Below are 14,402 nucleotides of genomic sequence, written 5' to 3'. Positions count from 1 at the left end.
TCCGCTTTTTTCATAAAGTTTGCGGCGAATTTGTCCAATTCCGCTATAATCGTTTCCGGATAGAACTTGGATGCGATGTCATTGACTTTTTTCATGAAGGTGTCTGCAATGGAATCAAGCATTGAAAAATCGTTTTTCGGCGAAGCAGGAGCAGCAGATGCAGGTGCTTTTCCGAAGTCCGGCATATTCTTTTGCAATGCAGCCAGCTGTGCTGCCACCTTTTCATTTAACGATAATTGAATGACATTGTTTTTTCCCGTCAGTGAATCAATGCCCGCTGAGATTCGGCCGACTGTTTTCATGACGTGATCTATGACGCGTATAGTGACAGAGTACCCGTTCTTTAACGCAGACTGCATATAGCGTTTGATACGTTCCATGGCAGGTGTTACTTCGTCTGACGCATACAGTGAAACGGAAAATCCTTTGAAACCGGCGGCCAGATTCCGCAATCTCTCAAATGCCGCTGTCGCGCTATCTTTTGCTTCTATTTTAATGGTTAAAGACGCAGGCAGACCCGCTGATCGGACTTGCACTTTTTTAATGACGGCACTGGCTCCGTCTTCAGCTGAAATAGAGATCATTTGTGCGCCCAGCTTTCTTTTCATAGAGCGCTGAATGCGGTCAATTGTTCTTAAAACAGATTTACTCTCTTTGCGTATATCAATTTCACTTTGGCGTTTTGTCATTTTCCTGTATTTCTCAAGCGCTCTGAAGCCATTTTGGATTTTCCTTATTTTCTTCGACACCCGGTCTTCCAATTCAAAACGGGCGGTCAGCTTTGCCATGATGTCGCTCCCCCTTTCTTCGCTTGTTTTTCAAGAATGTCCAGCTTGTAACCGATTAAACCGTACAGCAGCGCCTTAAAATGTCTCGGTGCTTCATATAACTCTTTCAGTTCTGATGGAGAATAATGAAGCTCGTGCATCGCGTAATAAAGATACACGGCTTCCTTATTCCCATCTTTTATCAGTTTTTTGCTTCTTGCTCCAGGTCTTCTAATTCATCTTCAAATCCGTTGATCTCAATCGCTTTATTCAGCCAATTTGCATATTCACCGCCGACTGAAAGAACGCGTTTTGCCACCTCGACCGGATCTGCCGTTTTGTAGGCATCGCGGAGCTCCTTAGACCGGAAATCAGGGTAAATTGTAGATTCAACTGCGATCCGTGCATAGAAGCGCTGGCTGTCTAAGTCTTTGACCCGGCCTCTGCCTTTCACATTTTTATAGGTCGTGCTTTCCTTCTCCAGTTCATCAATGCGCTCCGTCGTAATTGCTTTAAAAATAAAAGGCACGATGTTTCCTTTTTTATCGACAAAACGCTTTGAAAGCGGAACCCGAATCTCCTCAGCCTCGACTGTTTTTCCCGGCATAAAGAATGACAGATCATATACTTGTTCGTTTTTTTCGCTCATGATGAAAACTCCCTTACTCTTTTTTTATTAAAAACAGGCCTGTAAAAGGCCTGTGTCACTCATAACGATCTTGATTAAAACGTTTCAGAAAGCTTTTCCGGCACATCGAAATCTTCAAAGGTAAACGGCACTTCTTCTTCGAGCGCCTCTGAGTCTACGTCCAGTCCGGCGATTTTAGCGGAATCAAAGTTGACGTCATACAGGGTGACGCGTTCTGTTCCGCGGCCTGATGATTTGTCGTCAAGAACGGCTTGAAGCGTAAAATACGGGTCGCTGCCTTTTTTGACGTAATCCATCATAAGCACGGCAAATTTGGATGTGACTTTATAGAACGTTGCCGTGCCCGTTCCGTTGGCGCCTGTCGTTTTATGTCCCGTCATGCGGCGGCCCATGATGTTTACTTCCGATTTGTTTTTTTCCACGTTTGCTTCAAAGGTTTTAATATGCGCCATCTCTTCCCCATCGAGAAATAAACGTCCTTCTTTTCCTGAAATGGTGTTTTGCGCTTTTAATGCCATCTTAGTTTACCTCCACGTTAAAGTAGAATTTTTCCGCTGCATCCACAGGCTGTACGGCGAGATCAATTAAAAAACCGTCGCGGTCTTCATTCAGGCCGATTGTGATATCAGTATCTGAATCAAAGTTTGCAATGCCGCCCGCATCCTGAAGTGTTGTCAAATATTGAATGATCATCGTTTTGACGAATTGAAGGCCATCGTTTGTCGCAGGCAGATCGCTGCCCGTGCCTTTTTTCGATTTAATTAAGGCTTTCAGTTCACGTGTCAAATCGTTATTCACCGCATCAAGCACGCGGACGATTTTGTTTTTCGCGAACTTTTTGTTTTTCTCTGCCGTAAATGTCACCAATGAGTTGATATCTTTTTCAACGCTGACTGATTTATCACGGGCGTCATAGGAGAAAAGGAATTCACCTTTGGCAAGACGTTCGATCACTTCATCATGAGTCAGGCGATGCAGCACGTCGACTGCGCCTTCGTATTCAACAAATGTGAGGGACTGATTAAATGCAGCGGCGGCACTAGCACCTGCCACCCAAGCGGTCGCTTCTTCAGCTTTAATCTCGGTTCCGTCTTCCAGCAGGACGCCCTCAGTAACATTGATAATGCCTTCATAATCCCCGCTGTAATGGGCGGTCACCCCTTGCACTTTTTGTCCCTGCGCATCGCGAAGGCGTTTAATGAATGCGGCAAATGTCGCTTTCAGCTGCTCGTTATCCGCGACAGGAAGAGCGATCACATCGAAATTCTCCGTTTCAGCCGCAGCTAAAAAATCAATATAGTCTGAGTTGGCTGGCGCTTTATCGGTTCCGCCTGCAAGTCGGATGCCCGCCTGCGGGTTTAATGTTACCCCGGACTCTTCCTCAGTGCCTGTCAGCGGGATGGAAACCGACAGCTCGCCTGTTCCCGTGAATGTGACATAGCCGTTTGCTTTTAATTCTTCGGCTTTTTTCACCGTTTGTTTGTCAACTTCCGCTTCATCCATGTATGTGGTCACATCGAAAGCGGTCTGATCAAGGACGTTTTCACTGATGCGGATGATGATGTCATTTCCTTTTGAACCGCCGTACAGAGCGGTTGCTTTTACACCTTGCGAAAGATCGGCGCTCGCTCTGAGTCCCTCTGTCAGACGGTACATCAAAACGGTTTTTGCTTTCTTCTTCGCCTCGCGCAGCAGAATCAGTGACGGGTCTTCAATACTGAGCCCCACTTTTTTATTCAAATCTTCAATGCTTGAAATGGAGACGAATGTTTTCGCTTCACCCCAGTTGGATGCGACGGGAAGGGCGACAATCCCCCGCTCACCGATCGATACCCGCTCCTGAGCGGTTGTTTTAAAGTTAAAATAGATCCCGGCACGTTCTTTTTCTTTTCCTTGCGTAAATGTTCCGCCGTTCATTATTGCATGACCTCCTTGGTTAAAAATGCTTGAATGTATGTCTGGGCTTGCGCTTTTGTCATTTGTTTCTGCTTCACGCCGAATAAAGCACCCTGGAGAATTTCAGGTTTTACGCCGAAAAGCTCCTTTGCGTGCTTTGTTAAATCCGCCGTGTCATAAAGAACCGCTCTTTCTGCCGTGGCGGCGTTCTTCTTTTTATGTTGTTTCACTTTTGTTTCACCCCGCTGTTAATGTCCACACCCCGAAGTGCGGGAAATGTTTGTTTCTTATAATAGTAGCGGCTCGTCCAGCGGATTGTAATCACTGCCTCGCCTTTGTCTCCGACTCTCGTTTCGATACGGCTGATGCGGATGAAATCACCGGTATCCTCCCCTGATTCAGTAAGCAGCGGAATCATCTGTCTAGATTCTCTCACCGCATCAGCAATCCGGTCTGCTTCATCGAGCGCCTGCACCGAGTCGGCATGGAACAGCTTCACATTCAGACTGTATGTTTTCTTAAAGGTAGTGACTGTGTCATTCTCGTCAAAAACAAAAGGGGGCGGGATGTAAAGTGACGGCACCTGAAATTGTTCAGGCAGTTCATTTTCATATACGGGCACGCCGCACTGATGATATAAAAATGCGGCGATTGAACCGGTTTCGCGATTCATCCGATATCTCCCCCCAACGTGTTAAGCCACTTGCTGAAGCGCTTGTCCAGCGACCTTGCGAAGATTGTTTCATATAAAAGAAGGGCTTTGTCCCAAAACCCATTCCCGCTGATCCACTGTTTTTTGAGCGCCATTCCGGTTGAAGCTGACGGATCATATATGAACCGGGAGCCTTGAAAATACCCCGGCACCCATCTGACATTTTCTTCTGAGACGGTCCAATGTCCGTCATTTATGAATGAGGCATACTCTACATTGGTGCCGATTTCAAGAGTCAGTCCCCCGTTTTCAATGATCCACACATGATCCCGCGCTCCTTTTCGGAAAGAAGACAGCAGGTTTTCTGTATCGATCCCTCCCGAATGAATAAGCTCCTCCCGTACCAGATCGAGAAAATCCTCTCCTGATTGTTCCAGCCATCCGCTGGCCTGACGGGTAAACTCGCCGGATGATGCCTTCAGCAGCGACCGATTCCATTTTTCAAGGCTTTTTATGCTCATAGTCTGTCATCTCTCACAGCGATGGCCTCCCAATGGTGCTGTCTTGCTTTCTTCGGCATTTCCAGAATATACGCCTGATCTTCCCAAACGATTTTGTCATTGACGCGCAAAACTGTCTCTTTCGGAAAATGAACGAGATACCGCTGATATACCTTATGATCAGGCTCAAGCTGAATAAGCTGCTGCTGTTTTTCAACAAACAGGCACGGCACTCTTTCAGCATCGGGAACTTCCGGATAAGAAAAGTCAGGCCGGAGCTTTTCAGCGGGAATGCCGAAACGTCCGGCCTTCGGAGCTGACACCCTCTCATGATAAATATCGCATCTGTCAGTAAGCAGCCGTTCGTAGCTCATAACGGCCTCACCTTTGCGCTTGCAGAAGCCGGGGTACAGCCCGGCGCGATATATTCACAAAGCAGGTGGTACACCGCCGGTTTTCGGATTCCGCCTTCACCGGCCACCGTATAGGAGTAGTCGCCTATCTTTTCAGATTGATAGGCTGAAGCGGCTGCTTCGTTCTGGTTGATCAGCGCAAAATATTGAGAAAGCTTTAATAACGCAAGCTTAATCTTTTCGGGAAGCGGTGAGTATACAGGATCAGTGAACGGATGCCCCGCCAGCCTGGCCGCTTCCGCCTCCGCCTCCAGAATGTCTTGGATAAGAAGCTGTCCGGCCTGTTTTTGACTTGATCATAAACTGAATATGAAACAACGTCAGACGGCTGAATTAACATAACTGCCACCCCCGTCTTATTCTTTAACGTTTACGATTTTGGCGCTTGCATCTTCTTCTTCAAATTTGCTGTCAAGCTTAGCCGTCAGTACGATAATAAATTTGCGGCTGCGAATATCTTTATCTACTTCGATTCTGATATTCCGTGAAAAACCGAGAATGATATTTTTCGGGTGAGTCAAAATAATGTCTGATGCCTCGTACTGAGAATCACCTTCTCCGACTGAGTACGGCTGCAGGTTGGAAACCCCTTTAACCGGAACGCCGAATGCTGAAGACAAACCGCCCTGCACCGCAAGATCCCCCAGATTGGTCTGACGGTCAGCCACACGGTCCTTCCATTCAATCTCCATGCCTTGAGATGTGTAAAATCTGAATTCTTGAGGCAGACGCAAATATTTTGCCGGAATTGCTTTTAAGCCTTTTTTAAATGTGGCTCTGGACAGCTCTTCCCCGTTTCCGTCAATGACGTGAGAGACGGTCTGCTTACGTATTCCGTCAAGCTGCGCCAAATACGGATCAGATGAAGATGTATCGCCGTTTACGACAAGCTCTTCAATATCGACTGCCGCCCGCTCCGCTAAAATCTGCATGATCGTCTGCTGCAGACCGTCTTTTTCAATGTTGTTTTCAAGCGTGTCATAGGTAATGTTAATTTCCGCAATGACTTCTTTCGTATTCAGCTGCACCGTGCTTGTTGCCGGGACGGTCAGCTGATCGTCCGTTAAGGCTTTTCCTTCCTCAGCGGCACGCAGAATACGCTGGCCGAAACCGATTTTTTCAAATTTCTGCGAGTCGTTTTCCATTTGAATCACTCGCGATTCGCTGAAAATAGTCGGCGTGTTCTGCACCATGCGGATAAATGCTGAAGCTTGTGCGGGATTCATTAAACCGCCGCTTTTTAAAGCGGAAAGTGACATTTCCGCCTTTCTGATGATATCTTGATTTCTCACTCTACAGTTCCTCCTTCTGACTGGGCTTAAAGCAGTCCGCTCCAAATGGATTTTTTAACAGGCTCTTGGCCGCTCGTCTCTTCTTCCGGCTGCTTTGATGCGCCTCTTACTTTTTCAAGCGCTTCGATGCGTTTAATAATCGGCGCGAGCATGTCCTCGACAAGCGTTTTCAGCTTTTCTTCATCGGACGGCGCAGCCGCCCCGTCTTTGTCATCCGTATTTTGGTCCAAACTGTCAAGCCGCTTTAAGAGCGGGTGCAGCGCGTGTTCAATCGATTCTCTTACGTCTTCTTTTCTCATCTTGTTCAAGTCCTCTCCCTTGCGGTATCTTGATTTGCGGTCACGGTCGAGAAATTGCTTGACCGCGCCGAATAAGCCTGCTTGCTTTTCCTCCGGCTCTTCGTAAACGTCAGCGGTTCCCGCCATGCTGTAGCCAGTAATGACACCGGCTTTAATCTGATCCCATACTTCATCGGAGGCTTTGGTGACAAGCACCCAAGAGCCTTTCCGGATCACAGCATTCCCGATTTCAAAGTCATCCGGGGCGACGTACGACTCCACCACCTCGCCGGTTCCGCCTTCAAAATTATGATTTGTATCAATGTTGCGGGCGTCCGCCAAAAAACCGTGAGCGGCCTTTTCAATCTCTTCGGCCGTCATATAATCGCCATGGGCATCCGGGACATCCGGCTCGTATACAATGCCGTAAACAAGCTTCTGCTCATCCGGTTCGCTTTTTGTAAACACCTGCACCTTTTTTTCAAATGACGGAATGCCGGCCGCTTTTGTGAAAAAGAATTCCGTTTGGTTCGCCGCCTTATCGACATAGCTTACAAAACTGATGACGGCATTTCTTAATTCTCTCGGCACGAGATGTTTTCACCCCCTTTCAGGATTGCTCCTTTTTCCGTTGCAGCACCGGCCGGCTGTAGTACTCTTCAGGCCATTCTTCAAGCGTTTTGCCGAGCACTCTTCCGGCCAGATCACGGAGATCATTAGGAGAGACGGCGCCGGCGGAGATAAATGGCGTAAGCACCTTCGCAATTTCAAGCGGATCGCGAAAATCAGGCCCTTTTAGTGCGAGCTGTACATCGTGAAGCCCCAGTTCAGGCAAAAATAACGTATTGAGCTTATTAATCAGCGTTTTCCGCTCCGGCTGGAACACCTGCTCCTCCGTTATTTTCCGTGCCGTATCGGCTGTAGCTTTGTTGTATTCCTGCGCCTCGCCCGTATAAAGCGGCGGGAGACGAAAAGCGGAGCGGAGTTTATTTCTGCTTTTGTCGTCATATTCAAGAAACAGCGCATCATCCTGCAGAATTTCCGCAAGTGATTTAATTTCCACAGACACAGGCGTAATGTCTTCGCCTCCGTGAAGGTCCTTTTCCTTCGCAATGCCTTCCGCCTCAATCAGCAGAAATTTGTGGGCGTTTTCCACCCCTTCCAGGTCATTCATATAATCCTGGAGCTCTTTGTACGAGGTTTCTGACAGCATGCCGTTTTCAACCGTAATGGCGGCCGGCACGTGACGGCCCTGCTTGAAATACATAAAATTCAGTTCTTCCGCTTTCCGGGCGCCGTACAGATTGACGATATTGCCGACCCAGCGCGGGATACCGTAAGTGCCGCTGCCGATTTTTAAGTGAATGGCTTCATTTGCCCGGTATTCTTCAGGCAAGGTCTTTACGTATTCGCCGGTTCTCATGTCCATCATCCGGGGGTCGCCGTATTCCTTGAAAAATACTTTATGCCCGTTCAGCATCTGAACATATTTACGGAACCGTTTTTGCCTTTTAATCGTTTTGGATGAGCCGTTTTCTTCATATGAAAACGTGACTTCAACGGGATCAGTCACACCGCACACCCGCATATGTTTCACATCCAGATATTCAATCCCAGCCGGTTTTCCCGCTCCGTCACGAAGCACCTCGAGAAAACCGTTGCCCGTTTTTTCGCGGTCTTCTATCGCATAACCGAGGATCGTCTCAGCCGATTCATCAAAATGAAGGCATTTGTAAAAGCTCTCCAGCTTCATCCAGTTCTTTTCAGCCCGCGCTTTTTTATCCGGGGAGCAGTCTGAGCTATTTACGTCAAAGGTATATTCGACATCGAAACCGAAGCCCGTAATATTGACCCGATACGCGTCAATGCACTGCTGAAGAATGGTCGAATATTCGGCGATCGTTTTCAGCTCAATGAGATTATAGGGCGGAGAGATGATGTCTTCGCCGTACAAATCGGCAAATTGATCTTCTTGCATCTGTCTTGCCTGCGGCGCGGCCATCTTTGATTTAATGACGGTGGCTCTGACGTTTTGGTTTTTCGCCAACGGTTACCTCCCCCTTTCCCGATTTGGACGTGTCCGTTTTTGTGATGAATCTTTCAGATCCGCCGCGTCATAATCATCCAGCGCGTACCAAATCGCTGAAAGTGTGTGGGGATCAATTGAAAACTCATCTTCCGACAGAACGCCGTTTTTGTTTTTCGCGTATGTTAAGTTTTGCAATTCGCGGATTGTATTTTGACAGCTGTCTGAGCAATAGATGTGTTTGAACCGTTTCAGTTTTTTCGTATACTGAAGCCTTGAGCCGGGAAACTTTTTGGCCGCGACCATGCAAAAGCCCTGCCTGCGGAAATATTGGATGCTTTTCGGCTCGGCTGAATCCGCCTTGATCAGCTCTTTTTTATCCGCCAATTCCTGAAGCTCCTCAGCTGTCTGATCATCGGTCATTTTGTTTTTGTAATACTCCCAGAAAATATAAAGCTCTTTTTTATCCGGATCGACGGCAAGCCGGATGACCGCATTATATGACTCTTCAAAACCGAAATCCATGCCCGTCCGAAACAGCGGGCGTCTGATAGCGGCAATCCGCTCTGTTACTTCGGTGTGCTCCATGACCTGAAACTGCGGAAATACGCGGATGCCGTTGACGCCGAACTGTCCTTTGCGGGCGATCCGGTACAAATCGGGATCGTATTGCCGTAAGCTGTCAAGCTGCTTAATATAGCTTTTTAGCAAAAACAGATTGTCGCACGCGGTGGAATGGTGGTAATACGTATCCCCCTTAACGACGGTGCCTTTTTCATACAGCGTATGATCATCCAATACGAACCGTTTTTTTTGCTCATCACGAAAAAAATGCCGGTACGTCCAATTGGAGGTGCCGACGGGATTTGTGGTGCATATCATGTGAAGCGAAAGCTCGGGATGGCGCAGACGGCCGATCAGCTCCTTAAAGCCTTCATACTTCACTTCTGAGCATTCCTCAATCCAAATCAAAGAAATATGGTGAATGGATTTCAATTTGGCCGGGTTGTCCATTCCTTTAAACATAATCCGGCTTCCGTTTGCGAATCTCAGCTGCATCGGTGAAGAAACGGCCTTTACAGCATGTCCCAGCTCAAGCTCCTCGATAATGTCCTCAAACAGTGCAAAGGTAGAATCCCTGTGCGTATCGAATACTTCCCGAACGACAAGCGCCGTCCGTTTTTCACAAAGCAGCTTCAGGATGATTTTCAGCGCGGTATGATAGCTTTTTGACGAGCCGTAGCCTCCGACGAGAAATTGGTACGTTTCATTCCAATTGAACAAATAATCTTCAAAGCGCGGGTTGACCGCTTTTTCAATCATGGCCGTTCCTCTTTCCGCGTAATGACTATGTCAATCGGCTTTTGGCTCTCTTCTGTTTTTTCCAGCTTCTGCTGCGCCAGCTTTAATTTTTCTCGTTCAATTTTTTTCTTAAATTGATCAGGGAAAAGGTCAAAGTACAAGGACAGCTTTTCCAGTGCTTTCATCTTATCGGCAAGCTTTATTGCAATGCCTTCTTTCCCGAGTTTCGCTTCGGTGACGATGGTTCCGTCCAGAAGATTCGAATCTTTAACATCAACGTAGCTGATCTCCTGCATAATCGGATTATCATTTTCGTCAAAGAGCGGTCCTGATTTTCCGAAGGCCTGAACCTCCCTTTTTCCGAAGGTTACATAATCGGTAATGTCGGCGAAAGCGATTTTCACATAGACTTGCAGAACGTCCATTGCTTCGACAAACACTTTATTGACCATTTCCTTTTTCATGCGGCTGATTTCTTTTGCGACTTTTTCATTTTTTAACAGCCTGCTTCCCGTCACATGCGCGCTTTCCGGTGAATACCCGGCTTTTATCGCGGATTGGGTGGCGTTAAAGCTTTTCACATAATAAAGACAAAACAGCCGCTGTCGTTCGTTTAATTCATCATTTTCGGCCGGGGCGTTTTTTCCGCCGCTTTTTACATTTTGATTGAGCGCTTCGTCCCAGCGCCCTTCTTTTTTCCATCTGCCGATCGTTCTTGCGGATACGCCTGATTTTCCGGCAAGGGCGCGGTTTGTGATGCGGCCCTGATGAGACTGATAGATTGTAAATGCCTGTTCTTTTTTTGCGTTTTTCATGCTACGGCATCACCGCCACCTCCGACATGGATGTCTATAATAAAAAGCGGCTTCTTTCGGGCCGCTTTTTGGGATCGTCTGTTCACTTCTAGGTGGCAAACGTATGACAACTTATTAAGCAGGCGATTGATTTCTTTGTTCCTGCTGTTTTTGAATTTTTAGAAGCGCCCGTTTGACCGTCGTCTGTACGGTTGATTTCTTTACGTTCAGCAATGCGGCGATCCGTTCATACGAAAAGCATTCCGCTTTGTGGAGGAGAAGCATTTCTTTTTCTCTATCCGTTAAGACGGCTAATGCGTCCCGCAGTCTGATTCTGTCTTCTTCAGTCACATTTCCGGAAGGTACGAACATCAGCGCCTGTGAATAGGTTTCTATGATTCTCGGATCTTTAATCAGCATTCTCTGATAAGCGTCTCTGCGGTCTATCGCTCTTCTTATGCCGGGCTGCCGGCCTTTTTCAAGCCATTCAGTGACATATTCCAAATCTGTAATGATCGTTCTGATGATTTTTTTATCTTTCAGTTCTTCTGAAGTCAGCGCCGTTTCATCAGCTTCCTCAAGATGCTTGTACCATTTTTTCGTCTGTTTCAGCGTGCGTTTATATTCAAATAGTAAGTCTTCCATAATAAATCCTCCTCTTTTTCGGAACAAAAAAAGACACCAACCAATGCGCAAAATGTGCGCGATTGATCAGTGTCCGCAGGCTTTCCGTCTTGGACGTATTCTTTTTTAAAAATCAATTCAATTTAAAGCCGATTTCGTATTCAACCCGGGCGAGATCCCCTTTTCTCGTTTCGATAAGCGTTTTGCCGTGCTCCGGCGCTTCGGCGAGCCATACTTCCTTCTTCAGCCCGTCTACAATGATGACCCGCACCTTTCCTTCTTCCAGCTGGCTTTTTAATGTTGTATGTTCAATGTCTGACAGTTTTTTAGGATTCATGTTTTATGTCCTCCGTCTTTTTCAGGATGTTTACTTCATGTATGAGGCTTCCGAGTTCATTAATGAACGCTTCTTTATCTTCAGCGCTTTCTCCCCGAAGCAGGCGGAGAGCCGTTTCGGCCGCTTCAAAAAGTTCCGGGGCTTTAGCCATCAATGCCGCGTTGACTTGCTGCGAGTATGAACTTAAGTTGAAAACGGCTGCGATGAGCCTTCCGTTTGAATAAGGAAATTTCTCTTTATCCGATTCGCTGTATGCTGAATAAATGTAAATGGGTTTTTCTTCGCCGCTGTGTACGGCCCGCCACGGGGCGGGGCTGTTTTTTACTTGCAATGTTTATCCTCACTTTCCATCAGCCTCATGCCATGCTTCAATTTGCTTTTCTATCCGTTTCGCCCTGAACAGCAGGCAAAAAAGCCATTTGATATATTTATACACGTGCATCAAGCCTCGCTTTTGCGTCTTGAACCATTCGCTCAAGACGTTTAATGACCGGCGTTAAATCGGTCCCTGTTTTGCAGTTCGGGCAAGGGTGAAAGACAGCGCCGAAACCTGTTTCCGTCACAATAACCTTCTTCGGCCCGCACAGTTTACACATTATCTCGCCCCCTCTAATCTGTGGTTGACTTCATATGGGTTTCCATGAATGATGACTAAATAATCGCTGCACATCTCATATAATCTTGTGCCCAAGGCTTCATCAACCTGAACCAGTTCGTCACAGGCCAGCTCGCTCGACAGAAGAACCGGCTTATGATTTAAATAGCGGTAATTCACGACGGCGTACATTTGTTCAATCTGCCAGTCGGTCGCCCGGGGTTTTCCGTTCAGCGGTTTAAACAAATCGTCAATAAAGAGCACATCCGCCTGCTTCATACGGGCAAGCTTTGCGTCGAGCAGATCAAAATCATTTTTTAAATCCGTAAAGCCCTCCACAAAAGGAAAATACAGCACCGGTGTCTGCTTCTGCCTCATGACATAATTGCTGAGAGCGGTCAAAAGATGGGTTTTTCCCGATCCCGGACGCCCTAAAAGGGCAATGCTGTTTTTCCGGCAGTTTTTAATCGTGTCGAAGTTTTCAACAAATTCAAGGGCGCACTCATATGCGTCGATGACTGCCTGAGGCTTGCCCCGCGTAATAAATCCTTTGAAATCCAGCTTCCGAAAGGCGCCTGTAATCTCACTTGCGCCGAGGATACGCTCTACTTTTCGTTCAGCTGCGCAGCGGCACTTGACCCACACATCCATTCCCAGCTGTTTTTTGAGATAACCGCCCTGATCTTTACAAAGCGGACAGTCAAAGCGGCTTTCGTCTGATTCTTCCGGTCTGGCCGCCAGTAATGGACGTTTTCCGTTTTTCAGGTCGGCAAGAATCTGCTCGATCGTTCGTGTTGTCATGTATCGTATTCCTCTCTTTTTTTGTTGTGATTGTCCTTCCCGCAATTCGTGCATTCAAGCGGTCTTCGATAAACTTGGCGCAATAGCTGAAGGCCTTGATCGTTTCAGCTGATGAAGTGCGCCGCTGTTCAAAAGCGGCAAAGCATTCGCCAAGCCATTTGATTGCTTCTTGTACTGATGCACCTAGCGAAACAATACGGGCGATGGCCTGGTAATCTCTTGGCGATGGGTATACGCTCCGCCCCTCCTGTGCAGACCTTAACCTGATAAAATGGGCGGCAATTTCGTTAATCGCTTCTTCAGCAGTATGATTTTTTGTTATATCTATTTCTCTCTGGACATTTTTGTCCCGGTGATCTGCCGTTATTGTCCGGTCAGTGACTTCCGGGCGGGTCAATGTCCCTTTCGGCGTGAATCTTTTCGAGTGTTTTACGGAGATGATAAGTCCGTAAGGTGCGCGGACGGTTTTGATATATTCGTGCTGTTCCAAGATCTCAAGCCACCGTCTGACGGTTTTTTCGCTGACTGTAAATACATCGGCCATTTCTCTTGCTTTAACGGGCTTATGCCCGAGAACGAGCCCCCACTTGATGCCGTCTTTTATTTGTTCCTTTGTCGTTGAGCTGACGAACCATAAAAACAGCCATATGGCGGAACCCATTTTGTCATAATGTTCTGAATTCAATAATCCGGAATAGGTGAAAAACGGGTAGCTTTTACGATTCATCATGAACATCTCCGTTTTTCTTCAACCTTATATAACGTTCATACTGCAATCGGTTATCAAATCGGAACACCGGAAGTCCGCAAGCGGTAAAAGAAATCGAACCGCCTGCTTTTCCTAAACATTTCTGGTCAGCCGGATTGCTGCTGAAACAGATGATTATCGGCTGCATCTCTCACCCTCCTGATCAATTTCTTATCGTTATTTGATACATTTTGTATCTCTATGATGTTGATTATATACGATACATTTCGTATCATCAAGACCTTTTTGATACTTTTTTTATCATCCCTTTATTTTGATACATTTTGTATCTATAATCATAAGTAACTTAGGGTGTTGAAAAAAGAGAGGTCATTCGGATGATAGGCGGAAGATTAAAAAGTCTCAGAGGAAAGAAAACGCAGGAAGAAGTCGCTAATCATATCGGTGTCTCGCGCGCCAGATATTCTCATTATGAAAACGGCCGATCTGAACCCGATTATGAAACGCTGCAAAAGCTTGCGGATTATTTCAATGTGTCAACGGATTATTTGTTAACCGGAAAAGAACCTTCAGATGAAGATCTGTTTGCTGATCCCGACCTGCAGATCGCGTATCGGGACATGCAGGACTTTTCGCCGGAAAGCAAACAGCAGGCCATTGAATTCATTAATTATTTAAAAGAAAAAGAGAAAAACCGCAGGCCAAAACATAAATAATCCGCTCTTTTCCTTTAAATCGATTAAAGTTCAGCCGATATAAAAGCTGAA

At 46.7% G+C, this 14,402-nt stretch carries 21 protein-coding genes and 2 pseudogenes; 1 reads left to right on the top strand and 22 read right to left on the bottom strand.

The genetic code is table 11. The features are described 5' to 3' along the window. Positions 1–2: 2 nt before the first annotated feature. From BAMF_RS42215 to BAMF_RS27325, 22 genes and pseudogenes are all read right to left on the bottom strand, one after another. Positions 3–788: pseudogene (locus BAMF_RS42215) on the bottom strand (transglycosylase SLT domain-containing protein); the annotation flags it as partial. Further along, complete coding sequence (locus BAMF_RS41230) at positions 776–928, bottom strand: hypothetical protein (protein WP_015239684.1); 153 nt, start codon at positions 926–928, stop codon at positions 776–778. The gene BAMF_RS41230 and the pseudogene BAMF_RS42215, both read right to left, overlap by 13 nt. A gap of 41 nt (positions 929–969) precedes the next feature. Then, positions 970–1,416: a phage tail assembly chaperone gene (locus BAMF_RS27420; RefSeq protein WP_003154836.1), complete on the bottom strand. Its 447-nt coding sequence runs from the start codon at positions 1,414–1,416 to the stop codon at positions 970–972. A gap of 74 nt (positions 1,417–1,490) precedes the next feature. Continuing rightward, positions 1,491–1,934 carry a phage tail tube protein gene (locus BAMF_RS27415; RefSeq protein WP_003154837.1) on the bottom strand — a complete coding sequence of 148 codons (444 nt, stop codon included), beginning with the start codon at positions 1,932–1,934 and terminating at the stop codon, positions 1,491–1,493. Between the two features lies 1 nt (position 1,935). Then, complete coding sequence (locus BAMF_RS27410; RefSeq protein WP_013351950.1) at positions 1,936–3,333, bottom strand: phage tail sheath family protein; 1,398 nt, start codon at positions 3,331–3,333, stop codon at positions 1,936–1,938. Continuing rightward, entirely contained in the window at positions 3,333–3,542 is a 210-nt protein-coding gene (locus tag BAMF_RS27405; protein WP_013351949.1) for a hypothetical protein, read from the bottom strand. Before BAMF_RS27405 ends, BAMF_RS27410 begins: the two co-directional genes overlap by 1 nt. Further along, on the bottom strand, positions 3,539–3,985 hold the full coding sequence (locus BAMF_RS27400) for a hypothetical protein (RefSeq protein ID WP_013351948.1): 447 nt from the start codon (positions 3,983–3,985) through the stop codon (positions 3,539–3,541). The genes BAMF_RS27405 and BAMF_RS27400 overlap by 4 nt, the downstream gene beginning before the upstream one ends. Then, positions 3,982–4,485 carry an HK97 gp10 family phage protein gene (locus BAMF_RS27395; protein WP_013351947.1) on the bottom strand — a complete coding sequence of 168 codons (504 nt, stop codon included), beginning with the start codon at positions 4,483–4,485 and terminating at the stop codon, positions 3,982–3,984. Before BAMF_RS27395 ends, BAMF_RS27400 begins: the two co-directional genes overlap by 4 nt. After that, a complete protein-coding gene (locus tag BAMF_RS27390; protein WP_013351946.1) occupies positions 4,482–4,838 on the bottom strand; it encodes a DUF3599 family protein in 357 nt (118 codons plus the stop codon). Before BAMF_RS27390 ends, BAMF_RS27395 begins: the two co-directional genes overlap by 4 nt. After that, positions 4,835–5,217: pseudogene (gene yqbG / locus BAMF_RS40680) on the bottom strand (protein YqbG). Before yqbG ends, BAMF_RS27390 begins: the two are co-directional and overlap by 4 nt. 16 nt (positions 5,218–5,233) lie before the next feature. Then, positions 5,234–6,169 carry a phage major capsid protein gene (locus BAMF_RS27375; protein ID WP_013351945.1) on the bottom strand — a complete coding sequence of 312 codons (936 nt, stop codon included), beginning with the start codon at positions 6,167–6,169 and terminating at the stop codon, positions 5,234–5,236. 26 nt (positions 6,170–6,195) lie between these two features. Then, on the bottom strand, positions 6,196–7,038 hold the full coding sequence (locus tag BAMF_RS27370) for an XkdF-like putative serine protease domain-containing protein (protein ID WP_013351944.1): 843 nt from the start codon (positions 7,036–7,038) through the stop codon (positions 6,196–6,198). A 19-nt stretch (positions 7,039–7,057) separates the two neighbouring features. After that, on the bottom strand, positions 7,058–8,449 hold the full coding sequence (locus tag BAMF_RS27365) for a phage portal protein (RefSeq protein ID WP_044051899.1): 1,392 nt from the start codon (positions 8,447–8,449) through the stop codon (positions 7,058–7,060). 48 nt (positions 8,450–8,497) lie between these two features. Further along, positions 8,498–9,796: a PBSX family phage terminase large subunit gene (locus BAMF_RS27360; protein WP_013351942.1), complete on the bottom strand. Its 1,299-nt coding sequence runs from the start codon at positions 9,794–9,796 to the stop codon at positions 8,498–8,500. Next, positions 9,793–10,590, bottom strand: coding sequence for a terminase small subunit (locus BAMF_RS27355; protein WP_013351941.1), 798 nt, complete (start codon positions 10,588–10,590; stop codon positions 9,793–9,795). Before BAMF_RS27355 ends, BAMF_RS27360 begins: the two co-directional genes overlap by 4 nt. A 114-nt stretch (positions 10,591–10,704) precedes the next feature. Next, positions 10,705–11,214 carry a sigma-70 family RNA polymerase sigma factor gene (locus BAMF_RS27350; protein ID WP_013351940.1) on the bottom strand — a complete coding sequence of 170 codons (510 nt, stop codon included), beginning with the start codon at positions 11,212–11,214 and terminating at the stop codon, positions 10,705–10,707. 112 nt (positions 11,215–11,326) lie between these two features. Then, entirely contained in the window at positions 11,327–11,530 is a 204-nt protein-coding gene (locus tag BAMF_RS27345) for an XtrA/YqaO family protein (protein WP_013351939.1), read from the bottom strand. Further along, positions 11,520–11,861: a hypothetical protein gene (locus tag BAMF_RS27340; protein WP_013351938.1), complete on the bottom strand. Its 342-nt coding sequence runs from the start codon at positions 11,859–11,861 to the stop codon at positions 11,520–11,522. Before BAMF_RS27340 ends, BAMF_RS27345 begins: the two co-directional genes overlap by 11 nt. Positions 11,862–11,958: 97 nt before the next feature. Then, positions 11,959–12,126, bottom strand: a complete 168-nt coding sequence (locus tag BAMF_RS41505; RefSeq protein WP_003154863.1) for a hypothetical protein — start codon at positions 12,124–12,126, stop codon at positions 11,959–11,961. Continuing rightward, the gene (locus BAMF_RS27335) at positions 12,126–12,926 is read right to left on the bottom strand and encodes an ATP-binding protein (protein WP_013351937.1); all 801 of its coding nucleotides are present in this window, start codon (positions 12,924–12,926) and stop codon (positions 12,126–12,128) included. The genes BAMF_RS41505 and BAMF_RS27335 overlap by 1 nt, the downstream gene beginning before the upstream one ends. After that, positions 12,826–13,653: a hypothetical protein gene (locus BAMF_RS27330; RefSeq protein WP_014470504.1), complete on the bottom strand. Its 828-nt coding sequence runs from the start codon at positions 13,651–13,653 to the stop codon at positions 12,826–12,828. The genes BAMF_RS27335 and BAMF_RS27330 overlap by 101 nt, the downstream gene beginning before the upstream one ends. Beyond that, positions 13,643–13,822: a hypothetical protein gene (locus BAMF_RS27325; RefSeq protein ID WP_013351935.1), complete on the bottom strand. Its 180-nt coding sequence runs from the start codon at positions 13,820–13,822 to the stop codon at positions 13,643–13,645. Before BAMF_RS27325 ends, BAMF_RS27330 begins: the two co-directional genes overlap by 11 nt. A 190-nt stretch (positions 13,823–14,012) precedes the next feature. Between BAMF_RS27325 and xre the strand changes: the two genes are divergently transcribed. Then, on the top strand, positions 14,013–14,351 hold the full coding sequence (gene xre / locus BAMF_RS27320; RefSeq protein ID WP_013351934.1) for an HTH-type transcriptional regulator Xre: 339 nt from the start codon (positions 14,013–14,015) through the stop codon (positions 14,349–14,351). The last annotated feature ends 51 nt before the right edge of the window (positions 14,352–14,402 follow it).

Source organism: Bacillus amyloliquefaciens DSM 7 = ATCC 23350 (assembly GCF_000196735.1).
Classification (GTDB): Bacteria; Bacillota; Bacilli; order Bacillales; family Bacillaceae; genus Bacillus; species Bacillus amyloliquefaciens.
The sequence above is the reverse complement of the archived record's forward strand: the minus strand, read 5'-3'. Positions and strand labels throughout refer to the sequence as shown.